At 65.7% G+C, this 19400-nt stretch carries 26 protein-coding genes and 1 tRNA gene; 12 read left to right on the top strand and 15 right to left on the bottom strand.

Annotated features, from left to right (window positions below):
- The first annotated feature begins 2 nt into the window (after nt 1-2).
- From C8J25_RS00130 to C8J25_RS00090, 9 genes are all read left to right on the top strand, one after another.
- Nucleotides 3-965: a flagellar motor switch protein FliM gene (locus tag C8J25_RS00130; RefSeq protein ID WP_107951767.1), complete on the top strand. Its 963-nt coding sequence runs from the start codon at nt 3-5 to the stop codon at nt 963-965.
- A complete protein-coding gene (fliN, locus tag C8J25_RS00125) occupies nt 962-1252 on the top strand; it encodes a flagellar motor switch protein FliN (protein WP_056054132.1) in 291 nt (96 codons plus the stop codon). Before C8J25_RS00130 ends, fliN begins: the two co-directional genes overlap by 4 nt.
- 5 nt (nt 1253-1257) lie before the next feature.
- Entirely contained in the window at nt 1258-1512 is a 255-nt protein-coding gene (locus C8J25_RS00120) for a flagellar biosynthetic protein FliO (protein ID WP_056054129.1), read from the top strand.
- A 200-nt stretch (nt 1513-1712) separates the two neighbouring features.
- Nucleotides 1713-2459 (top strand): flagellar type III secretion system pore protein FliP, encoded by a 747-nt coding sequence (fliP, locus tag C8J25_RS00115; RefSeq protein ID WP_107952487.1) that lies wholly within the window; start codon nt 1713-1715, stop codon nt 2457-2459.
- Between the two features lie 4 nt (nt 2460-2463).
- On the top strand, nt 2464-2733 hold the full coding sequence (gene fliQ, locus C8J25_RS00110; protein ID WP_055874447.1) for a flagellar biosynthesis protein FliQ: 270 nt from the start codon (nt 2464-2466) through the stop codon (nt 2731-2733).
- A gap of 127 nt (nt 2734-2860) precedes the next feature.
- Complete coding sequence (fliR, locus tag C8J25_RS00105) at nt 2861-3634, top strand: flagellar biosynthetic protein FliR (protein ID WP_082441389.1); 774 nt, start codon at nt 2861-2863, stop codon at nt 3632-3634.
- Nucleotides 3634-4776, top strand: a complete 1143-nt coding sequence (gene flhB / locus C8J25_RS00100; RefSeq protein WP_107951766.1) for a flagellar type III secretion system protein FlhB — start codon at nt 3634-3636, stop codon at nt 4774-4776. Before fliR ends, flhB begins: the two co-directional genes overlap by 1 nt.
- Nucleotides 4777-4833: 57 nt before the next feature.
- The gene (gene fliD, locus C8J25_RS00095; RefSeq protein WP_107951765.1) at nt 4834-6279 is read left to right on the top strand and encodes a flagellar filament capping protein FliD; all 1446 of its coding nucleotides are present in this window, start codon (nt 4834-4836) and stop codon (nt 6277-6279) included.
- Complete coding sequence (locus C8J25_RS00090; RefSeq protein WP_082441390.1) at nt 6276-6674, top strand: flagellar export chaperone FliS; 399 nt, start codon at nt 6276-6278, stop codon at nt 6672-6674. Before fliD ends, C8J25_RS00090 begins: the two co-directional genes overlap by 4 nt.
- Nucleotides 6675-6677: 3 nt before the next feature.
- Here the strand turns inward: C8J25_RS00090 and C8J25_RS00085 are convergent, their stop codons facing one another.
- From C8J25_RS00085 to argH, 5 genes are read right to left on the bottom strand one after another with little or no spacing between them, the layout of a single operon-like run.
- A complete protein-coding gene (locus tag C8J25_RS00085; RefSeq protein ID WP_107951764.1) occupies nt 6678-7631 on the bottom strand; it encodes a zinc transporter ZntB in 954 nt (317 codons plus the stop codon).
- A complete protein-coding gene (locus C8J25_RS00080) occupies nt 7628-8413 on the bottom strand; it encodes a precorrin-2 dehydrogenase/sirohydrochlorin ferrochelatase family protein (protein ID WP_107951763.1) in 786 nt (261 codons plus the stop codon). Before C8J25_RS00080 ends, C8J25_RS00085 begins: the two co-directional genes overlap by 4 nt.
- Nucleotides 8398-9660 (bottom strand): diaminopimelate decarboxylase, encoded by a 1263-nt coding sequence (gene lysA, locus C8J25_RS00075; RefSeq protein ID WP_107951762.1) that lies wholly within the window; start codon nt 9658-9660, stop codon nt 8398-8400. Before lysA (C8J25_RS00075) ends, C8J25_RS00080 begins: the two co-directional genes overlap by 16 nt.
- A gap of 11 nt (nt 9661-9671) precedes the next feature.
- Nucleotides 9672-9914 (bottom strand): hypothetical protein, encoded by a 243-nt coding sequence (locus tag C8J25_RS00070; protein WP_056061645.1) that lies wholly within the window; start codon nt 9912-9914, stop codon nt 9672-9674.
- Nucleotides 9911-11278, bottom strand: coding sequence for an argininosuccinate lyase (argH, locus tag C8J25_RS00065; protein WP_107952485.1), 1368 nt, complete (start codon nt 11276-11278; stop codon nt 9911-9913). The genes C8J25_RS00070 and argH overlap by 4 nt, the downstream gene beginning before the upstream one ends.
- Nucleotides 11279-11294: 16 nt before the next feature.
- On the opposite strand from argH, the gene C8J25_RS00060 reads away from it, so the two are divergent.
- Nucleotides 11295-11924, top strand: a complete 630-nt coding sequence (locus C8J25_RS00060) for a TlpA family protein disulfide reductase (RefSeq protein WP_107951761.1) — start codon at nt 11295-11297, stop codon at nt 11922-11924.
- Between the two features lie 191 nt (nt 11925-12115).
- Here the strand turns inward: C8J25_RS00060 and C8J25_RS00055 are convergent, their stop codons facing one another.
- The 9 genes from C8J25_RS00055 to C8J25_RS00020 all read right to left on the bottom strand — a co-directional run bounded on the left by C8J25_RS00055 (nt 12116) and on the right by C8J25_RS00020 (nt 17452).
- The gene (locus tag C8J25_RS00055) at nt 12116-12613 is read right to left on the bottom strand and encodes a DUF427 domain-containing protein (protein WP_107951760.1); all 498 of its coding nucleotides are present in this window, start codon (nt 12611-12613) and stop codon (nt 12116-12118) included.
- Nucleotides 12610-12972: a thiol-disulfide oxidoreductase DCC family protein gene (locus C8J25_RS00050; RefSeq protein ID WP_107951759.1), complete on the bottom strand. Its 363-nt coding sequence runs from the start codon at nt 12970-12972 to the stop codon at nt 12610-12612. The genes C8J25_RS00055 and C8J25_RS00050 overlap by 4 nt, the downstream gene beginning before the upstream one ends.
- Nucleotides 12969-13520, bottom strand: a complete 552-nt coding sequence (locus tag C8J25_RS00045; RefSeq protein WP_107952483.1) for a TspO/MBR family protein — start codon at nt 13518-13520, stop codon at nt 12969-12971. Before C8J25_RS00045 ends, C8J25_RS00050 begins: the two co-directional genes overlap by 4 nt.
- Before the next feature lie 146 nt (nt 13521-13666).
- The gene (lysA, locus tag C8J25_RS00040; protein WP_107951758.1) at nt 13667-14899 is read right to left on the bottom strand and encodes a diaminopimelate decarboxylase; all 1233 of its coding nucleotides are present in this window, start codon (nt 14897-14899) and stop codon (nt 13667-13669) included.
- Between the two features lie 21 nt (nt 14900-14920).
- The gene (locus tag C8J25_RS00035) at nt 14921-15184 is read right to left on the bottom strand and encodes a hypothetical protein (protein ID WP_107951757.1); all 264 of its coding nucleotides are present in this window, start codon (nt 15182-15184) and stop codon (nt 14921-14923) included.
- Nucleotides 15181-15618: a methyltransferase domain-containing protein gene (locus C8J25_RS00030; RefSeq protein ID WP_244186610.1), complete on the bottom strand. Its 438-nt coding sequence runs from the start codon at nt 15616-15618 to the stop codon at nt 15181-15183. The genes C8J25_RS00035 and C8J25_RS00030 overlap by 4 nt, the downstream gene beginning before the upstream one ends.
- A 92-nt stretch (nt 15619-15710) precedes the next feature.
- Complete coding sequence (locus C8J25_RS00025) at nt 15711-15974, bottom strand: hypothetical protein (protein WP_107951756.1); 264 nt, start codon at nt 15972-15974, stop codon at nt 15711-15713.
- A 743-nt stretch (nt 15975-16717) separates the two neighbouring features.
- A complete protein-coding gene (locus C8J25_RS20560) occupies nt 16718-16867 on the bottom strand; it encodes a hypothetical protein (RefSeq protein WP_167397624.1) in 150 nt (49 codons plus the stop codon).
- A 30-nt stretch (nt 16868-16897) separates the two neighbouring features.
- Nucleotides 16898-17452, bottom strand: coding sequence for a TetR/AcrR family transcriptional regulator (locus C8J25_RS00020; protein ID WP_107951755.1), 555 nt, complete (start codon nt 17450-17452; stop codon nt 16898-16900).
- Between the two features lie 61 nt (nt 17453-17513).
- Here C8J25_RS00020 and C8J25_RS00015 point away from each other — a divergent pair, with 61 nt between their 5' ends.
- Together C8J25_RS00015 and C8J25_RS00010 are read left to right on the top strand one after the other, a co-directional pair.
- Nucleotides 17514-18212: a DUF1349 domain-containing protein gene (locus C8J25_RS00015; protein ID WP_107951754.1), complete on the top strand. Its 699-nt coding sequence runs from the start codon at nt 17514-17516 to the stop codon at nt 18210-18212.
- Nucleotides 18213-18222: 10 nt separating this feature from the next.
- A complete protein-coding gene (locus tag C8J25_RS00010; RefSeq protein WP_107951753.1) occupies nt 18223-18774 on the top strand; it encodes a sugar O-acetyltransferase in 552 nt (183 codons plus the stop codon).
- A 531-nt stretch (nt 18775-19305) separates the two neighbouring features.
- On the opposite strand, the gene C8J25_RS00005 is transcribed toward C8J25_RS00010, so the two are convergent.
- Nucleotides 19306-19382, bottom strand: a tRNA-Met gene (locus C8J25_RS00005).
- Nucleotides 19383-19400: the final 18 nt, after the last annotated feature.

Below are 19400 nucleotides of genomic sequence, written 5' to 3'. Positions count from 1 at the left end.
TCATGGTTAACGAGGCCTCAGCAAAGACGCGCGAGCGACGCGACCGGGATCGCTCCGGCGCGCCCAAGGACGGCGTGTTGCACCAAGGCGTACTCGGCGGGGCCAAGCTCAATCCGTTCGGCGACCTGCATTCGTTGCAGCATCTCTCGGCGCGGTTCGCACGCGGTCTGCGCGGCGTCTTCGAGCCGTTGCTGCGCCAGGAGGTCCGCTGCTGGGCCGAGCCGTTGGTGGTCCAGCGCTTCACCGATTACCGCGCGGAACGCAGCGATGCACTGACCGCGTGGCTTCCACTGATCATGACGCCGGGGATGGCGCAGGCGCTGTGCATCATGGACGGCAAGTTCGTGCTCGAGATGCTCGACATGTTCTTCGGCGGTACCGGCGCCGCGCCGCACGTGCTGCCGACCGAGTTCTCGCCCGCCGCCGAGGCGATGGTCGCGCGGATTGGCCAGATGATCGCCGCGCCGCTCAAGACCGCGTGGGAGCCGATGGCGCGGTTCGATTTCCTGCCGACCCGCGTCGAGGTGAACCCGGCGATGATCGCCGATCTCGACGGCGAGGACGCGATGATCGTCACGCGCTTCGGCATCGCCGCGGGCGCCGCGAAGCCGGTGTTCCTCGACCTGGTCTACCCCGTCTCCGCGCTGAAGCCGCACGCGCCGTCGCTGACCGCGAAGGTCGTCGGCAAGTCGGCCGAGCCGGATCCGGCCTGGCGCACCGAACTGACGCGCGCAGCCATGAACGTGCGCTTCCCGATCCGCTCGGTCCTCGCCGAACCGATCGTCAAGCTGACAATGCTGATGGACCTGAAGCCCGGCGACGTGATCCCGATCACCATCTCGGGCAACGTGCCGGTGATGGTCGGCAACAACCGGCTCGGCTGCGGCACGGTCGGCACGTCCAATGGTTTCGCCGCCATCCAGCTCACCTCGATTACCCGTTTCGACGAAGGATTTGCAGCATGAACGACATGACCGGAGGCTTCCCCGTAGATGCTGCCGTCGCCGCCAATTTCCGGCTGCTCCAGGATGTCGACGTCAAGCTGACCGTCGAGATCGGCTCGACCAGCCTGACCTTGCGCGAGCTGCTCGCGCTCGGCGAATCCAGCGTTATCGAGCTCGATCGTCAGGCCAACGAACTTCTCGACGTGTTCGTCAACGGCACGCTGATCGGCCGCGGCGAAGTCGTCACGGTCGGCGAGCGCTTCGGCGTGCGGATGACCGAGCTCGTGTCGCCAGACAAGCGCGGCTGAACCCGATGCTCTGGACCTATATCCTCAAGCTCGTCATCCTGCTCCCGCTGGTGTGCGGGCTGATGTTCGGGTGCCTGTATCTGTGGCGCAAGTTCGAGAGCCGGATCCCGGGCAAGCCCTCGACGCGGCTGATCGGCGTCAAGGAAACGATGATGATCTCGCCGGGCCTGCGCCTCGCGGTGATCGATTTCGAGGGCCGTCGGCTGCTCGTCTCGGTCGGCCGTGGCGGCGTGCACCTGATCGACAAGGTCGACGCATGAGCGCGGTCGCTCGTCCGACGGTGACGCGGAAAGGCTCAGGCCCTGCCCTGTTCGCCGCATCCTCCGCGAAGCCGTTTTCCCGCGTACGCGGGAATCCAGGAGCCACCAACGGTGCGCTGCTAGGTCCTGGATCCCCGCGTTCGCGAGGAAACAGCTTGGTATGGATCGGCCTAGCCCTCCTGCTCGCCCTGTTCCTGGCAATGCCGGCGTTCGCGCAAGTCGTCCCCGCTCCGACCAACCCGGCGGTCGGCGACGCCGTCGATCGCGCGCTTGGCCAGCTCGGCGGGCAGGCCGCGGGCAATACCGGCCAGAGCGGCTCGCTCTCGCTCAGCCTGCAAGTCCTCATCATCATGGGGCTGCTCACGGTCCTGCCGGGCATTCTGCTGATGATGACCAGCTTCACGCGGATCATCATCGTGCTCGCGATCCTGCGCCAGGCGCTCGGGCTTCAGCAGACCCCGCCGAACCAGGTGCTGCTCGGGCTGTCGCTGTTCCTCAGCTTCTTCATCATGGCGCCGACGATCAGCCAGATCAACACGACCGCGATCCAACCCTATGCCGCCGGGCAGCTCGCCGGCACGCAGATGATCACCACCGCAGGCGTCCCGCTGCACGCGTTCATGGTCAAGCAGACGCGGATCAAGGACGTCACGATGTTCGCGCAGATCGCCAAGTCCGGGCCGTACGCGACGCCGACCGACATCCCCTTCTCGGTGCTGCTCCCCGCGTTCGTCACGTCCGAGCTGAAGACCGCGTTCCAGATCGGCTTCCTGATCTTCCTGCCGTTCATCGTCATCGATCTGGTCGTCGCGACCGTGCTGATGTCGCTCGGCATGGCGATGCTGAGCCCGACGATCATCTCGATGCCGTTCAAGCTGCTGCTGTTCGTGTTGGTCGACGGCTGGGCGCTGACGATGGGCAGCCTCGCCAACTCGTTCGCGACTTAAGCGCATGGACGCGCAATATTTCCTGACCGTCGCGAACCAGACGATGTGGGTGCTGGCGCTCGCGAGTGCGCCGATCCTGATCCCGGCGCTGCTGGCGGGGCTGATCCTGGGGATGATCCAGGCGGCGACGTCGATCAATGAGCAGACATTGTCGTTCGTGCCCAAGCTGGTGGTGGTGGCCGTGTCGATCCTGATCTTCGGCAGCCTGATCCTCGGGCTGCTGAGCGATTTCACGATCGGGATCTTCGAGCGTATTCCGGATCTCGTAAAATGAGCGCACTTGCTGCTCCCCTCCCGCTTGCGGGAGGGGTCGGGGGAGGGGCGTGCCCCACCAACCTGACGCCAGTACGTACGTCGCGCTCTCCCCTGACCCCTCCCGCAAGCGGGAGGGGGATTTTACAGTGCTAGGCTTCGGCCTTTCTATCGAGCCACAGCTTTGGGCGCTCGTGTTCGTGATGATCCGCATCGGTGCGACGTTCATCGCTGCGCCTGTGTTCGGTAGCGTCTCGGTGCCGCTGACCGTGCGCGTCACGCTGTCGGGCGCGATCGGCTTCCTCGTCCTCGCTGCGCATCCGATCGTGCCGCCGCAGAACATCTTCGCCGTCTCCACCATCCTCTCCGCCGCCGCCGAAGCCCTTGTCGGCCTCGCGCTCGGCTTCGTGCTCCAGATCGCGTTCGCCGCGCCGATGATCGCGGCCGAAGTGATCGGCGGCGCGATGGGGCTCGGTTTCGCGTCCTCGATCGATCCGCAGAACGGCAAGTCCTCCCCAGCGCTCGGCCAGTTCTTCTCGATCATGCTGACGCTGCTGTTCCTGTCGGTCGACGGCCACCTGATCCTGATCGACCTGCTGGTGAAGAGCTACGACGTGCTCCCGCCCGGCGCCGCGTGGATCGGCGTCGAGCGGCTGAAGGCGATCGCGTTCTTCGGTGGCTATGCGTTTCTCGCCGGCCTGCTGCTCGCGCTCCCGGTCGGGTTCCTGCTGCTGTGCCTCAACATCGTCGTCGGGATGCTGAGCCGCGCTGCGCCCTCGCTCAACCTGTTCGCGGTCGGCCTGCCCGCCAGCCTCGCGGTCGGCGTCGTCACGCTGGCGATCGCGTTCCCGACGATGGGCGACTACATGCTCGTGATCGTCCGCGAAGGCCTCGCCGCGACCGAAAACCTGGTGCTCGGCTGATGTCTGAGGATTCGGGCGAAAAGACAGAAGCACCAACCGCCAAGCGCAAGAAGGATGCGGTCGAGAAGGGCGACATCCTCAAGTCTCGCGACTTCGCTACCGCTTTGAGCATGCTCGCCGGCGTTGCGTGGCTGATCTACGCGGGGCCGACGCTGATCTCGGCGTGCAAGGCGATCATGAGCTCGAGCTTCCAGTTTACGCATGCCGATGTCGAGGATTTCTCCCCGTGGCGCCCGCTGATGGAAGCCGGCGGCAAGCTCGCGCCATCGCTCATCACCCTGTTCATTGTCAGCATCGGCGCCGCTATCCTGAGCCAGGCGGGGCTCGGGTCGCTCGGCTTCAACGGCGGCTTGCTCGCGCCCAAATACAGCCGCGTCGATCCGGCGGCGGGGCTCAAGCGGATCTTCGGCGCAAACGGCTGGATCGAACTCGGCAAGTCGCTGCTGAAGGTCATCCTGCTCGGCACGATCGGCGGCTGGATGCTGTGGAACGCCGCGCATTCCACGATGGGCCTCGCCTCGTCCGCGGATCTCAACCAGGCGCTGTCGACGCTTGGCGGGATCTTCAAGGGCATCCTCATCGCGATGGCGTTCGGGCTGTGTGCGATCGCCGGCATCGACCTGCCGATCCAGATCATCCGCCGGCTGGGCAAGATGCGGATGTCGAAGCAGGAGGTGAAGGACGAGCACAAGTCGACCGAGGGCAATGGCGAGGCGAAGGGCCAGATGCGCGCGAAGATGCGCGCGATGGCGAGCGGTGGCCTGCGGAAATCGGTTGCGGAGGCGCATGTCGTGCTGACCAACCCGACGCACTTTGCTGTCGCCCTGCGCTACGATCGCGGCAAGGACCAGGTGCCGGTGGTGGTCGCCAAGGGGCGCGGTGCGACCGCGTTGGCGATCCGCGAACTGGCCGGCGAAGGCCGCGTGCCGATCCTCGAATATCCGGTGCTGGCGCGCGCGGTCTATTATACCAGCAAGGAAGGCCAGGAGGTCCGCGACGACCTGTATACGGCGATCGCGACCGTGCTTGCTTTCGTGTTCGGGCTGAACGCGGAAGCGGGCGGTACCGCCGGCGGGGTTCAACCCTTCGTGACAGTGCCGAAGGATGCGCGGTTCGACGAAAACGGCATGAAACAGGCCTAAACATTCGCGCCGCATGGCCGTTCTAACAGACGAGCGCGCACGTGCAGGGATTTCACGATGGTAACTTCGACCACCAGCACGACTGCCACGCCGACGCCGACACCCACGCCTACCGCGCAAAGTGCCGTCAACGACGCGACGCAGGCACTGCTGAAGGGGCTGAGCGCGGGCTCTGGCGTCGATACCGGCACGTTGGTCACCTCGCTCGTCTCCGCGCAGTTCGCTGCGCGGACGGCCGCGTTGAAGACCAAATCCGACACGATCACCGCGCAGATCTCGGGCGTCGGTACGCTCAAGAGCACGATGACCGGCTTTTCGACCGCGCTCGCCAATCTGGTGAAGGGCGGCAGCCTGCAGACTCAGCCGACCAGCTCGAATGCTGCAATCCTGTCAGCCACCGCGCAGTCGGGTGCCAAATTGTCGGGGCTGTCGTCAAGCATCACGGTGACGCGCCTCGCTACCGGGCAGGTCGCGCGCACGATCAGCCCGGTGGCCGCCGCCAACCGGTCGACGACACTCGGCACGGGTAAGCTGACACTGACCATCGGCACTGGCGCTGCCATTCCGATCGACGTCGGCGACGGGAGCATCGACGCGGTCGCTGCCGCGATCAACGCGCAGAAGACCGGCGTCACCGCCTCGGTCGTTACCGACGCCAAGGGTGGCGCGTACCTCTCGGTCAAAGGCGCGACCGGAACCGACAGCGCTTTCACGCTGAAGGGAGAGAAGGGCGACGCGCTCGACATCGGCGGCTCTGCGACGAAGACCAGCCTCGTCTCCACCGCGCAGAACGCGCAGCTGACCGTTGACGGGATCGCCGTCGAGCGCCCGGGCAACACCGTCAGCGACCTGGTGACCGGCGTGACGCTCCAGCTCAACGGCATATCCACAGTCCCCGTTTCTCTCACCAGCACGCCCCCGACCGACGCGCTGACGCAAGCGGTCAACGATGTCGTCACGACCTACAACGAGGTCCTGAAGACGATCACCGAACAGACCGATCCCATCACCGGCAACCTCCGTGCGGATCCCGCCGCGAAATCGCTGCTGCGGTCGTTGCAAGCCCTGGTGTCGAAGCCGTTGGTCGGTGGCGCGATTGCCGGTCTTCCGCGGTCGCTGTCGGAGATCGGCGTCGCCACCAACACCGACGGTACGCTGAGGGTCGATTCCGCGCTGCTCGCCAAGCAACTCGCGGCAAACCCCGACACCGTCGAGGCGATGTTCGCGCCGTCGGGCACCAATGCGCTCGGCCTGTCCGCGACGCTGACGGCGTTGACCACCAGCGCGACCAGCACGGTCACCGGTCTCGGCGCATCGACCGTGCGCTACACCGCGGCGGAGGCCGATGTCGCCAAGCAGCAGGACAAGGTCACCGACCAGTCCGCGCAGCTGACCACGCGCCTGACGCAGCAATATGCCAGCATGAATTCGCGCGTGTCGGCGTATAAATCGACGCAGACCTTCCTCACCAACCAGATTGCCGCGTGGAACAAGGATTCGTGACCTACGCCAGCACGTTGATGCGCGACCCGTTCGCGACCTATCGTCAGATCGACGCGGTCGGCCAGACCGCTACCGCCGACGGCCCTGCGCTCGTCCAGTTGCTCTACAAAGAACTGGTCGCCGCCCTGCGCGCTGCCGCATGGGCCTGCGAAAAGCGCAAGTTCGCGATCAAGAGCGAGCGGATCACCCGCGCCACCGCGATCCTGTTCGCGCTCGAAGCCGGGCTCGACTTCGAGAAAGGCGGCCAGGTCTCGGAAACGCTCGCGCGACTATATGGCGGCGCGCGGAAAACCGTGATCAACGCCTCGCTCGGCCACGACCCACAGCCGTTCCGCGACTCCGCCGACATGCTCGACGAGATCGCGCAGGCGTGGCGGACCGCCAGCGCCGCGTAAACGCTACCGCTTGAACCAGTGTCGCATCGAGAAATACGCCACGACACCGACCGCGATCAGCACGCAGGCTCCGGCGATCGCATCGAACGCCCAGGGCTCCTCGGCATAGGGCAGGCCCTTCACGTTCATGCCGTACAGACCGGTCAGGAACGTCAGCGGCAGGAACACCATCGCCGCGATCGAAATGATCAACGAGCGGTTGTCGATCTGTTCGGCGCGCAGGTCGGTCAGCGTCTCGTGGATCAGCGCCGAGCGCTCGCGGATCGATTCCAGCTCCTCCGCCATCCGGGCGGCGCGGTCCGCCGCCGCGGCGAGATGCAGCCGGTCGTCGTCCGCCAGCCAGTCGCCGGGTAGCGCCGCCAGCTTCTCCAGCGCCGCGCGTTGCGGGCTGAGGAAGCGTTTGTAGCCGATCGCCGCGACGCGCACCTTACTGACCGCGCGGCGCAGTTCGAACACGCGGTTGGCGTCGAGCTGTTCCTCGCAATCGTCGAGTTCGTCGCCGAGCGTCGCCACGTCGGGATCGAGATCGGTGGTGATCGCGGTGGCGAACGCGGCGATCAGGTCGCCTGGATCGCGCACCTCGTGGTGCTCGACCATCTTCTCGACCTCCGCGACCGCGATCAGCGGCTTCCGCGTGACCGAATAGACGCGGCCCTTCACGGCCCAGATTCGCACCGATGCGAGCAGGTCGGACGTGTCGAGCTCCTCCTTCGATCGCCCGCGCAAATTGAGGAACGCGCCATCACCAACCGCTTCGCAGCGCGGCCGTGTCTCGGTCGCGGTGAGCGCATCAACGACATAGTCGAGCAGCTTGGCCTCGTCGCGCAGCCAGGTCTGCGCATGCTCGGCGGTGGTCGACAAATGCACCCAGACGAGGTCGGCAGTGCAGGTGAGCGCTTCCTTGACGTCGACGCGGGTCGCTTTCCCATCGACGATCCGGAATGCGAAACCGCTCATCGTGCCATCTCGACTTCGACCGACAGGCCGGTGCCGGGATTGGCGGGCATCGCCGCGCACAGCCGCGCGGCATCGGCACGGGCGCGGTCGAGGATCGCCGCGGGGACATCAGGGCCGTGATAGACCCGGTCGGCGCTGGCTAGCGCGCGAGCCTGGCGGAGCGTCAGGTCCTCGGGATCGTCGGACAGGAGAACAAGCGTTATCGCCACGTCGCGCTTTGCAGCGGGCGCAGCTGTCGGGGCCAGCCATGCCTCCACGTCATGCGTCGGCGATAGTGGATCGAGCATGCCGCCCGCCCCCATCGCCGTCGCCAGCGCACGGCGGCGCTCCCCCATGTCGGGCCAGCGCTTTCGCAAGGCCCCCCGCGCAGCCTGCAACGCCAGCGCCAGCTTGCCGAGATCGGCGGGGATCAGTGCTTCCAGTCGCTGGCGCAACGCCGCCGCCAAGCCGGCCGACACGCCGCTGGTGCCGATCGCGATCAGCACCGGGGCGCGGTCGACGATCGCGGGCAGCGTAAAGTCACACAGCGCCGAGCGATCGACCGCGTTGACGAGGATGCCGCGCGCCTTCAGCCGCGCGACCGCTGCCAGTGCTTCGTCCTCGTCGTCGATCGCGACGATCGCGAGCGCAGCCGGAGCATCCTCGCCGACGACGTCCGCCCCCGCGCGGTCGAGCAACCGCCGCTTCGCATCCGCCGCCTCGCCCTCGCCGAGCAGAATGACCGGGCGCCCTGCCAGCCTCACGAACAGCGGCAGGCTCTGGAGTATCACCGCTTCAACCATTCCGGCACGCGCTCGGCGGCCAGGATCGTCTCGGGGTGGATGCGGTCGGCGACCACCGCGAACCGGTCGCCGTCGACCAGCACCTCGGGCACCAGCGCCCGGCTATTGTAGGTCGACGCCATCGTCGCGCCGTACGCTCCGGCGGTACGGAAGATGCCGAGATCGCCCGACTTCACCGCGTCGATATCGCGGCCCATCGCGAAGGTATCGCCGGTCTCGCACACCGGCCCGGCGATGTTGGCGGTCATCCGATCGCCGGTTGGCTCGACCGCGACGAAGTCGTGATACGCGTCGTACATCGCGACGCGCGCGAGGTCGTTCATCGCGGCGTCGACGATGACGTACGGGTTCACGACGCCGGGCTTCACCCAGATCACCTCGGTGAGCAGCACCCCGGCATTGCCCGCGATCACCCGGCCGGGCTCGAACATGAGTTCGACGTCCCAGTCGGCGGTCGCGCGGGCGACCATCGCGCCGTAGTCGGCGGGGCTCGGCAGTACGTCGTCGGGCTTGTAGGGCACACCGAGACCGCCGCCGAGATCGACGCGGCTGATCGTGTGCCCCGCGGCGCGCAGTTCGGCGACCAACTCGCCGATCCGCGCATAGGCAGCCTCGAGCGGCGCGAGATCGGCGAGCTGGCTGCCGATGTGGATCGCAACGCCGCGCAGGTCGAGCCCGTCATGCTTCGACAGCCGATCGAACATCGCCACCGCCTGATCGATAGCGACGCCGAACTTGTTCTCCTTGCGCCCGGTCGAGATTTTCGCATGCGTGCCCGCGTCCACGTCGGGGTTCACGCGCAGCACCGCCGGCGCGCGTTCGCCGCGGGCATGGGCGAGCGCGGCGAGGACTTCGCCCTCCTCCTCCAGCTCGAGGTTGAATTGGCCGATCCCCGCGTCGAGTGCCTGCGCCAGTTCGCGGCGCGTCTTGCCGACGCCGGAGAAGACGATGTCCGATGCCGGGATCCCCGCCGCCAGTGCACGCTGCATTTCGCCCGCGGAGACGACGTCGGCGCCGTATCCCTCGTCGGCGAGCACGCGGAGCACCGCGACGTTGGGGTTCGCCTTGATCGCATAGGCGAGATGGACGCGCCCGGCGCCCTTCAGCGCGTCGCGAAACACCTGTGCGTGACGGCGGAAGGTGGCGGTGGAATAGACATAGACGGGCGTGCCGACGGCTTCGGCGATCGCCGGCAGGGCGACGTCCTCGGCGTGCATGACACCGTTACGATAGGCGAAATGATCCATGATTCAGGTCTTCAATTCGGCGGCGGCAGGTCGAACTCGTCGCTGCGGCGCGGCTGGGACGTGGTGAGCAGCTCGTCGCTGCGCTGCGGGCGTTGCTGCGTCGTGGGGGTCAGCAACTGCTCGGGAGTCGGCGGCGTTTTCGCACCGTACGGCGCGATCGGGAGCGTCTTGCCCTCCGCCGGGACGAGCCCGTCCGCTGCGCCGCAACCCGACAGGGCCAGTGCCAATCCCACGATGCCGAAAAGCCGTTTCATGCCGTTTCTCCCCGAGCTGCACGGATAGCAGCGCGCACATTGTCCGGCGCAGTGCCGCCGAAGCTGGTCCGGCTGGCGACCGACGCATCGACCGAAAGCACGCCGTACACGCGTTCGTCGATCCGCGCATCGATTGCCTTCAGGTCCTCGATCGGCAGCGCATCGAGCGCGACTTTCCGCTCCTCGGCCAGCTTGACCGCACGCCCTGTCACATGGTGTGCCTCGCGGAACGGGAGCCCCGCCTCGCGTACCAGCCAGTCCGCCAGATCGGTCGCGGTTGCAAAGCCGCTCTCGGCCAGCCCGCGCATCCGATCGGTGCGGAACGTCGCGCTCTCGACCATCCCGGTCATCGCCGCGATCGACAGCGCGAGCAGGTCGTGCGCCTCGAACACCGGCGGCTTGTCGTCCTGCATGTCCTTCGAATAGGCGAGCGGCAGGCCCTTCATCGTCACCATCAGCGCGGTCATGCAGCCGAGGATCCGCCCGGCATGCCCGCGGACCAGCTCGGCAGCATCGGGATTGCGCTTCTGCGGCATGATCGAGCTGCCGGTCGACCATTGATCGCTGAGCGCGACGAACCCGAACGGCTGCGACGCCCAGAGCACGAACTCCTCGGCGAGCCGCGAGAGGTGCAGCGAGGTCTGCGTCGCGGCGGTGAGATACTCGATCGCGAAATCGCGGTCGCTGACGCCGTCGAGCGAATTGGTCATCGGGCCATCGAAGCCGAGCGCCTCGGCGGTCATTGCGCGGTCGATCGGGAAACCCGTGCCAGCCAGTGCAGCCGAGCCGAGCGGCGAGCGATTCATCCGTGCGCGGGCATCCGCGAACCGCCCGACGTCGCGTGAAATCATCGCATGATACGCCATCAGGTGATGCCCGAGCGTCACCGGCTGCGCCGACTGCAAATGCGTGAAGCCCGGCATCACGCTCGCCGCATGCTCTTCCGCCCGCGCAAGCAACGCCGCCTGGAACCCGGCGAGCGCCGCCAGCGCCTGGTCGATCGCGTCGCGCACCCACAGCCGGAAGTCGGTTGCGACCTGATCGTTGCGCGAGCGTGCGGTATGCAACCGTCCCGCAACCGGCCCGATCGCATCGGCCAGCCGCGCCTCGGTCTGCATATGAATGTCCTCGAGGACCAGATCCTCCTCGACGCCGTGCTCGGCATAATGCGCCGCCACCGTGTCGAGGCCGGCCGAGATCGTCGCGGCATCCTGGGCCGAAACGATGCCCTGCTTGCCGAGCATCGCGACATGCGCCTTCGATCCGGCAATATCCTGCTGCCAGAGGCGCTTGTCGAAGGGAATGGAGGCGTTTATCTCGCGCATGACCGCTGCCGGCCCCTCGGCGAACCGCCCGCCCCACATCGAATTGGAACCGTCCATGTTCTCGCGTCCTGTGTTCAATTCGCGCCCAATCATCTGTTTCGTCGGGATGGGCCTGCTGGTCGCCGGCTGCGATAGGAAATCGCCCGCCCCGGAGCAAGCAAACGTCGTCGCCGCAAACGCCGTGTCCGCCGACGAGGTTACGTCCGGACCAACTCCCGATGAAGCCACCGGCCCTGCCGCCAGCACCGAAAAGCTCGACCGCAGCCACAAGGGCGAGACCGGCCCGACGGTCGCCTTCACCGCGCCCGACGGGAAGTTGGTCACGCTCGCCTCGTTCAAGGGCAAGCCGTTGCTGCTCAACATGTGGGCGACCTGGTGCGCGCCGTGCGTAGCGGAAATGCCTACGCTCGATGCCGCTGCCAAGTCGATGGAGGGCAAGGTCCAGGTGATCGCGGTCAGTCAGGACATGCAGGGCGCGGAGAAGGTGACGCCGTTCTTCGCCGAGAAGACGTTCACGACGCTCAAGCCGTATCTCGATCCGAAACTCGGTCTCAGCCTCGCCTACCAGGCGAACCTGCCGACCACGATCCTGTACGATTCGGCGGGCAAGGAAGTCTGGCGGATGACCGGCGGCTATGAATGGAACACGCCCGCCGCCACAAAGCTGATCGCCGAGGCATTGTAACGCGTTGATCTGGCTCGGGGATCTTGAACAGGGTGTGCCGACCCGCCTTGGTGACGAGCCAAAGGTTGATGGCGAGCCGGCACACCCCTCTAACGCGTCCGGCTATGCCAAAGGTGTAAACAACATCGAAATGCGATGAACCGAGTACGCCATACTGGCGCGCGAGAGCATAAGGGTCGTCGCGCGGCGGCCTACCAGTAGCGGCTACCCGGCACGCCCTTGAACGGTCCGGCGAGATCGGCGGTGATCCAGCCGCCGTAAAACTCGCCGGGCTGTGGAATGACGCGTTCGCCATTGACGAAGCACCCGTCGAACGGGCCTGCATAGAACGCTATGTGGTCGCGCAAAGCTACAAACGCGGACGTCGGCGACGGATAACTCCAGGCGATATCGCGCAGGACATCGCCCGCGATCTCGACGTCGTAATAAACCGCGTTGCCCTTCCATTCACAGAAGGATTGCCGCGTTGAACGCCGGAGCGCCGACATCAGGATGTCGGAGGGCGGGATGTAATAGCTGGGCGGATGGCTCGTCTCGATCGTGCGGACGCCGTGCCGCGTGTCGGCGAGCGTCACCCCGCGGTGCTCGATCAGGACATGACGATCGCTGCGCTGCGCGATCGCCGGACGCCGATAATCCCAGACGCTTTCCTGGCCCGGTCGCGCGGTATCGGGAACGACCGGCCTCATGCGGTGCGATCCACCTTCCGGGCGAACGACTGCAAGCGAGGCCGGACGTGGAGAAACGCCCGATACACCCGTTCGAGACCAGCCAGGACGACCGGGTTGCGCGCTGCCAACCCCAGCGGTCGCAGCAGCGGGATGGCGCGCCACATCGCTGCGAAGGCCGCGGCGCCGGACAGCATCCGGTCCCCTTCGCGCGCATGGAACCGTGCCAGCATCGCATCTCGGTCTATCGGACAGCTCGTGTCGTCGTTGCTGGCATCTACGAAATCGATAGCACCGCGGCGATCGAGACGACGCATCAGCGCGATCTCGCGTCGGCACAGCGGACATCCGCCATCGTGCCAGACCGTCAGGCGAGTCATGCCTTGTCCGGGCCGTCGGACCGGTTCCGCTCCCAGATGCGCTCGGCAAGCACGGTCGCGAATCCGAGCCACGCTACGAACGGGACCGCAGTGGCCGCCGCGGTACGATCGACCTTCGCCGCAGCCGCGACATAGCCGGCACCGCTGGCGATCATCGCACCCGACGCGACCGCGCTGGGGCCAAGCGCCTTGCGTCGGAAGAACAACTCGGTCCAGCCGCCGACCATCCCCGTGTTGAGCAGCCAAAGTCCGACCGCGAGGTTGCGCGGCGCATCGGCGGGGCGGCGCAACAACCGATAGCCGCCAACCGCGAGACCAGTCTCCAGAACCGGCCATACCGCGCCGAACGCGGCGTCGGGCGGCGTGTAAGCTGGTTTGTCGAGCCGTTTGTACCAGCTTCGAATACCGGGATGCGACGGGTCGGGCGCGTTACGTCGCCCGAGCACCGCGCTGGCGCCGAGCACCCCCATGACGATCGCGAGCGCAGCCGGGCGGGACAGGCCACCGCCACGCTCGCCCGTGATCGTATCGCTTGGCTTCTGGGTCATGCTCGCCGTCCTTATCCTGGGCACGCCGCCCGCTGACATCACAGCGAAGCAGCGGCCGCGACGTTCCGTGGCCAGCGCGCCGATCGCTACCGTCGCAGCGTCACGGTGCCGCAACTTGCCCTCTTCCCGTTCGGACTCAATGCGATCTACGCTGCGAACTCTTCCGGCAGGAAGCGGTCGGCGACGATCTCGAAATGGTCGCCGTCGACCAGGACCTGTGGGCTGAGCGGGCGGCAATTGTAGCTCGACGCCATCGCGGCACCGTACGCCCCGGTCGCATGGAAGACCGCGAGATCGCCGCGGCGAACCTGGTCGATATCGCGGGCGAGCGCGAACACGTCGCCGCTTTCGCAGATCGGTCCGGCGATGTTCGCGACCATGCGTTCGCCGTCCGGCGCGACGGCTTCGAAGTGGTGGAAGGCATCGTACAGCGCTGGTCGAGCCAGATCGTTCATCGCGGCATCGACGATGACGAAGGGGTGGTCCGCTCCGGGCTTTACCCAGATCACCCGCGTCATCAGGACGCCGGCTAGTCCTGCGACGACCCGCCCCGGCTCGAAAATAAGGTCGACGTCCCAGTCGCGCGTCACCCTAGCCACCATGGCGGCATAGGCGTCGAGGGTCGGAACCACGTCGTCGACACGGTAGGGGATGCCGAGGCCGCCGCCCAGATCGACGCGGGTTATACCGTGGCCCCGCGCGCGCAGGTCGATCACCAGCGAACCGATGCGCTCGTACGCGGCCTCCAGCGGAGCAAGATCGTGGAGCTGGCTGCCGATGTGGAGCGCGATTCCGACCAGATCGAGGCCATCGAGTCGTGACAGGCGATCGTACATCGCGGGCGCATCGGCGATCGCCATGCCGAACTTGTTCTCGCGCCGGCCGGTAGAGATCTTGGCATGCGTGCCGCCGTCGACGTCGGGATTGATGCGCAATACCGCGATCGCCCGCTTGCCACGCGCCTGGGCAAGCGCGGCGAGCACCCGCCCCTCCTCCTCGAGCTCGAGGTTGAACTGCCCTATGCCGGCGTCGAGTGCGTCGGCGAGCTCCCGGTCGGTCTTGCCGACGCCAGAGAAGACGATGTCCGATGCGGCGATACCGGCTCCGAGCGCGCGGCGCATCTCTCCGCCCGAGACGATGTCGGCACCGAAGCCGCAGCCGGCCAACAGATGCAGCACCGCGCTGTTCGGGTTTGCCTTGACCGCGAACGCCGTACGCGTCCGCGGCAGGATCGACAGCGCCGCTGTGAAACGCCGGGCCGCGTCGCGCAGTGCAGCCGCCGAATAGACGTGGACGGGCGTACCGACGGCTTCGGCTATGGCTGGCAACGGCACGCCTTCGGCACACAGGACACCGTCCCGCCGATCGAAATACGTCATGATGATCCTGGAGGCTCGAGGTCAGGGATGCTGTTGGTCGAGCCGGCGGCGATAGCGACGGACGCGGACGGCATGGATCACTTCGGCGGTTCGTGCATGACCGTGGCATTCGGCGCGAAGTGCGATGATGACCCGCTTGCCGTTGATCGCCAGTGTCAGGCCCAGCAATGCGAAGGGGAATACGAGCATCGCGCGTGCCGAGCCCTCCATTGCAACCGCAACGCTGCACGCGCTCATGCACAATGCCAGGCCGATCCCCCGCCATAGGATGTCACGCTTCGTCATGCTTCGGCACCGTGGGCAAGCCACGTCGCGTCGTCGCCGATGACGATCCGCGCTGCATTCCCCAACGCCGACGCCACCTCCGGCCGCCGGTCTTTCGCCATGCCGTGACAGATCACGAGATCGGCTGGCAGGTCATGCTCCTCCAGCAAGGCGGTGACCATGTCCGCCACCTCGAACGTCGTACCGATCGCGAGGTTGGTGCAACGGTTCGCCGCCGCGCTGGCGCGACGGATCAGCGCGGGCGATCCGTCGATCCCGCGCCCTTCGATCGCCGTGAAACCGAGCGTCCGGGCATGATGCACCGCTTGCAGGAGGAGCGAGCCCGCGCCGCAATCCGCATCGACGATGCGGACCGCGTGGCGACCATTTTCGCGCAACGTTGCAAGGGCGGCAGCGATGACCGGCCAACGCGGATCGTGGGTCGCGGTTTTCAACCCTGGAATCGCAGTCTTGCTCGCGATCTTGGGACTAAGGGCGGCCCTAACGCGGTGCAGGCGAGTTTGCGTGTTCATTGCCATCGCGTCCGTCATGCCGCCCGCGGCAGTGCACGCTCGTCGCGCCCGACGGGCGCGAACGCGATGACCGGGACCAGCGGCGCCTTCGCGATTTCGACGGTTGCCTGATAGATGTCGCGCTCGGCCTGGGCGTAGCTCATCGCCGCGCCGTAGGAGATGAAACGCCCTTCGAGGTTGCGCCTGCTGTCCTGCACGAGCCAATGCCCCGCGCGGTCCTGACCGACATAGATGACGAGCCCGGCAGGATCGGGTTCCGATATGGTTTCAGACGACATGTCGCCTCATTGCCTTTCGTATCACGAGCATCGTGCCCGCGCTCATGATCTACGAGCCGCGACATAGCGCTGCGAGATCGATCCCCGCGGATCGCATAGTGCGCGCATAGTGTTGCCTCGCTTCACCGCGTTTGGGCGGGCGGAGGCGCATGAACACAGCGGGGCGTTGGCCTGCCGGTACAGACTACGGGTTACCGGAAATCGACGCACATGGCTCGGCGGTCGACCCGATAGCGCTGTGCCGAGGGATTGTCGGTCAGTACACGCGCTGCAACCCCTGCAGGCGAAACCAAGCGCTACTGACGTGGCGACTATCGGCGCAATATAGCCAACGCAGCGTAAGGATCATCGGCATCACGACCAAGAGCGGGCTGTTCCAAACCAACGGCACAGTGTCGCTGTATGGCTGCGACCACAATACGACCAAACCGAGCTTTACCTGTGGCGGCTCGAACGGTGCCACACACTATTTGGTATCGGACGACTATTGCCACGAAGCGCTTGGGAGCGGCGTCGGCGTGGGTGCAGCATTATGGCCACGTCGCAACGTGTTTTGGGTGTTGGCAAGGCGTTCGGTTAGGTCGCCAAGTTGCAAAGGGCATCATCCTGCTGCCCCTGGCCGGCACTACCCCTTCGGTCGTTCCTCCTGCGCAAGGCGAAGCGCGATCAGGCCCGCCAACCGCGTCGCGAGAACAACCGTCCGATCAGCACTTCGAGATTGGACAAGCTGCGCTTCAGCGACATCAGCGGCGCAATGTCGCCGACCCTGTTGCCTTGATCGTCGTCAGGCTGGAACAGGTGAACGCGGCATACAACACAGTTGCGACGTGCAGATCGAAGCCGGACTCGCCGAACGCGCCGAGCGCGTGCCAGAGGCGATAGTGAATCCCCATTTCTTCGGCGTTCGCGTGGCCGTTTGTAGCTCAACTTGTCCCTGCAACTCGTTCGACAACCACGCGGATCGCCTCGCGACTAAGGGGGGCCGCATCGATCGAGTTGTGGATGCCGACACCCTCGATCAGTGCATCCAACGCACGCGCGGTCAGCGGGTCGAAAAAGCGACCCAGCGCGACGCGGCTGCTGTCCATCCACTGTTGCATCACTGCCGAGACCGGGGGCTGCCGCGCAGCAAAGGTATAGAGCTCATAGCTGAGCAGCAACGTGCGTGGTTCGGCCCAGACCGAGTCGGCGATGATATCGATGACAGCTTCCACCGCCTCTCTCCGATCGGCCGCCCGCTCCAGACGCGCCTTGAATGCCTCCGAAGCCTGTGTCGCCAGTTGTAGAAAGGCGGTGGTCATCAAGGCTTGGAGCGAGGACGAGTAATAGGTCACCGACCCGAGCGGCACGTTCGCCTTCGCCGCGATCCGGCGATGGGTTGTATTGGCGACGCCGTGCTCTGCGATCACGTCCAGTGTCGCATCGACGATCCGCTGTCGTCGTTCCGGATCATTCTTGCTGGCCCGCTTGGCTGCCATGCTTCCCTCGCCGGGTAGTTTGTGTACATGTGTACAGCAACAGGTTCATGTTCGAAGGTCAATGATTTTGGCAAATCCCATAGTGTCGCGACGCGCTCTCATCGGCGGCGCTGCCGCACTCGCAGTGCCGGGTGTGGTCGGCGCGGTCCCCCTTCCGGTCCAGCCGGGCAAGGCTGTGCTGGGCGGTCGTGACGGCGGTTGGGTTAACGAGCCGAGACGCTGGAGTGTCGATGCCGCGGGCGATCTATCCGTCTTTACCGACAAGGGCAGCGATTTCTGGCGTGAGACGCATTACGGCTTTACGCGCGACAGTGGCCATTTTCTGGGTTTCGAGACTCCGTCGGCGTTCACCGCGCAGCTGCGCGTTCGTGGCAATTATGAGAAACTCTACGATCAGGCGGGCATCATGGTGCGGGTGGATGAACGGCGTTGGGTCAAGGCCGGGATTGAGTTGTCCGATGGCCGCGCGATGCTGAGCAGCGTCCTGACCGACGGTAAGTCGGATTGGGCAACTGGTCCGTACGAACATGACGCGAAGGATTTCTGGATGCGTGCGACTGTCGCCAAGGGCGTCTTGCGCTTGCAGGTGTCGGCGGACGGCAAGACCTGGCCGCTCGTGCGCCTTGCACCGTTTCCGGTTGCAGCATCCTATCGGGTAGGACCAATGGCCTGCACGCCTGAACGCGACGGGCTGCACATTCATTTCTCGGACCTCAGCATTACCCCACCATTGGGTAAGGATCTGCACGACCTGAGCTGAGTCAGGATCGATGACCGAAAAGGAAAAGATGCTCCGCGGCGACCTGTACACCGCCGCTGATGCCGAGCTGGCCGCAGATGGCGCGCGTGCCGCAACGTGGGTGACCCGCTACAACGCTGCGTCCGCCGCACCGGCTTCTGATCGGCACGTGATGCTAGTCGCGGGTATGGGCCACGCGGGGAGCGGCGCTGTTGTGCGGTCGCCGTTCCATTGCGACTACGGCTACAACATCCATTTAGAAGACGGCGTTTTCCTAAACTTTGGCTGCATCGTCCTCGACGTCGTCGCAGTGCGGATCGGTGCAGGAACACAAATCGGACCGGGCGTGCAGATCTTGACCGCTGATCATCCGCGCAATGCATCGTTGCGAGCAAAGCTGCTGGAATTCGGCCGTCCGGTAACGATCGGCCGCAACGTCTGGATCGGGGCAGGCGCATTGGTCTTGCCTGGCGTGACAATCGGCGACAACGCAATCATCGGTGCCGGCAGCGTCGTGACCCGCGATGTGCTCGCGGGCACGACAGTCGTCGGCAATCCGGCGCGCACGCTGGCGAATACCTGACGGCTTCAGAACAACGATACTCATGGTGCCACAGAGGACAATATGTGCATCCGCTGTGGTTTGCGATCGTTGCATGACGTACGCCCTTGCCGTGCAACGCTTGGTCACAGGACCGGGACTTGTGCCTCACGAGGTTCAGAAGCTTTTCGGGTTCCCGTTGCGCCGGGATATTCCAAACAATGCTATGCCTAATGTAGGCCAGTGCCGTTTCCGAACTGTTCGAAGGCCGACTGACTTTCGTCGAACGGGAATCGCGCCCTTTTGCGTGTTTGTACTGCGCGTTGCAGGACAAGTGCGGAAATTAGCCATGCCGCTCCGACGACATCTTGTTAAGAAGGTATTCCAGCCCGGCATCCGCGGTGATCTACGTCATGGGGATGTCGTTAAAGAACGACAGCAAGGGGATGAGCAGGTGGTATACCCCCGGTCCGGCGCAGGCTGTAGCGTCCTTACACCAGCTGTCGCTATGCGCTGAGCCAGAAACGCGAAAACCCTCCGCGGGTGAGCCCTTGGAGGTGTTGCAAGTGAGTTTGGTTGCGGGGACAGGATTTGAACCTGTGACCTTCAGGTTATGAGCCTGACGAGCTACCGGGCTGCTCCACCCCGCGACGGTTCCTGTTGAGGAA

The sequence above is a fragment of the Sphingomonas faeni genome (assembly GCF_003053745.1).
Lineage (GTDB): Bacteria > Pseudomonadota > Alphaproteobacteria > Sphingomonadales > Sphingomonadaceae > Sphingomonas > Sphingomonas faeni.
Note: the sequence above shows the minus strand (reverse complement) of the source record. Positions and strands in the feature narration are given on the sequence as shown.

What these genes read in the sequence shown, in the direction of transcription:
- C8J25_RS00020 (WP_107951755.1), bottom strand. Translation starts at nt 17,452, where the DNA reads ATGGCAGCCAAGCGGGCCAGCAAGAATGATCCGGAACGACGACAGCGG.
- C8J25_RS00010 (WP_107951753.1), top strand. Translation starts at nt 18,223, where the DNA reads ATGACCGAAAAGGAAAAGATGCTCCGCGGCGACCTGTACACCGCCGCT.
- C8J25_RS00050 (WP_107951759.1), bottom strand. Translation starts at nt 12,972, where the DNA reads ATGACTCGCCTGACGGTCTGGCACGATGGCGGATGTCCGCTGTGCCGA.
- fliQ (WP_055874447.1), top strand. Translation starts at nt 2,464, where the DNA reads ATGGACGCGCAATATTTCCTGACCGTCGCGAACCAGACGATGTGGGTG.
- argH (WP_107952485.1), bottom strand. Translation starts at nt 11,278, where the DNA reads ATGTGGGGCGGGCGGTTCGCCGAGGGGCCGGCAGCGGTCATGCGCGAG.
- C8J25_RS00080 (WP_107951763.1), bottom strand. Translation starts at nt 8,413, where the DNA reads ATGGTTGAAGCGGTGATACTCCAGAGCCTGCCGCTGTTCGTGAGGCTG.
- C8J25_RS00035 (WP_107951757.1), bottom strand. Translation starts at nt 15,184, where the DNA reads ATGACGAAGCGTGACATCCTATGGCGGGGGATCGGCCTGGCATTGTGC.
- C8J25_RS00015 (WP_107951754.1), top strand. Translation starts at nt 17,514, where the DNA reads ATGATTTTGGCAAATCCCATAGTGTCGCGACGCGCTCTCATCGGCGGC.
- fliN (WP_056054132.1), top strand. Translation starts at nt 962, where the DNA reads ATGAACGACATGACCGGAGGCTTCCCCGTAGATGCTGCCGTCGCCGCC.
- C8J25_RS00130 (WP_107951767.1), top strand. Translation starts at nt 3, where the DNA reads ATGGTTAACGAGGCCTCAGCAAAGACGCGCGAGCGACGCGACCGGGAT.
- fliD (WP_107951765.1), top strand. Translation starts at nt 4,834, where the DNA reads ATGGTAACTTCGACCACCAGCACGACTGCCACGCCGACGCCGACACCC.
- fliP (WP_107952487.1), top strand. Translation starts at nt 1,713, where the DNA reads ATGCCGGCGTTCGCGCAAGTCGTCCCCGCTCCGACCAACCCGGCGGTC.
- C8J25_RS00085 (WP_107951764.1), bottom strand. Translation starts at nt 7,631, where the DNA reads ATGAGCGGTTTCGCATTCCGGATCGTCGATGGGAAAGCGACCCGCGTC.
- C8J25_RS20560 (WP_167397624.1), bottom strand. Translation starts at nt 16,867, where the DNA reads ATGGGGATTCACTATCGCCTCTGGCACGCGCTCGGCGCGTTCGGCGAG.
- C8J25_RS00055 (WP_107951760.1), bottom strand. Translation starts at nt 12,613, where the DNA reads ATGAGGCCGGTCGTTCCCGATACCGCGCGACCGGGCCAGGAAAGCGTC.
- lysA (WP_107951762.1), bottom strand. Translation starts at nt 9,660, where the DNA reads ATGGATCATTTCGCCTATCGTAACGGTGTCATGCACGCCGAGGACGTC.
- lysA (WP_107951758.1), bottom strand. Translation starts at nt 14,899, where the DNA reads ATGACGTATTTCGATCGGCGGGACGGTGTCCTGTGTGCCGAAGGCGTG.
- C8J25_RS00045 (WP_107952483.1), bottom strand. Translation starts at nt 13,520, where the DNA reads ATGACCCAGAAGCCAAGCGATACGATCACGGGCGAGCGTGGCGGTGGC.
- C8J25_RS00070 (WP_056061645.1), bottom strand. Translation starts at nt 9,914, where the DNA reads ATGAAACGGCTTTTCGGCATCGTGGGATTGGCACTGGCCCTGTCGGGT.
- C8J25_RS00025 (WP_107951756.1), bottom strand. Translation starts at nt 15,974, where the DNA reads ATGTCGTCTGAAACCATATCGGAACCCGATCCTGCCGGGCTCGTCATC.
- flhB (WP_107951766.1), top strand. Translation starts at nt 3,634, where the DNA reads ATGTCTGAGGATTCGGGCGAAAAGACAGAAGCACCAACCGCCAAGCGC.
- C8J25_RS00120 (WP_056054129.1), top strand. Translation starts at nt 1,258, where the DNA reads ATGCTCTGGACCTATATCCTCAAGCTCGTCATCCTGCTCCCGCTGGTG.
- C8J25_RS00060 (WP_107951761.1), top strand. Translation starts at nt 11,295, where the DNA reads ATGTTCTCGCGTCCTGTGTTCAATTCGCGCCCAATCATCTGTTTCGTC.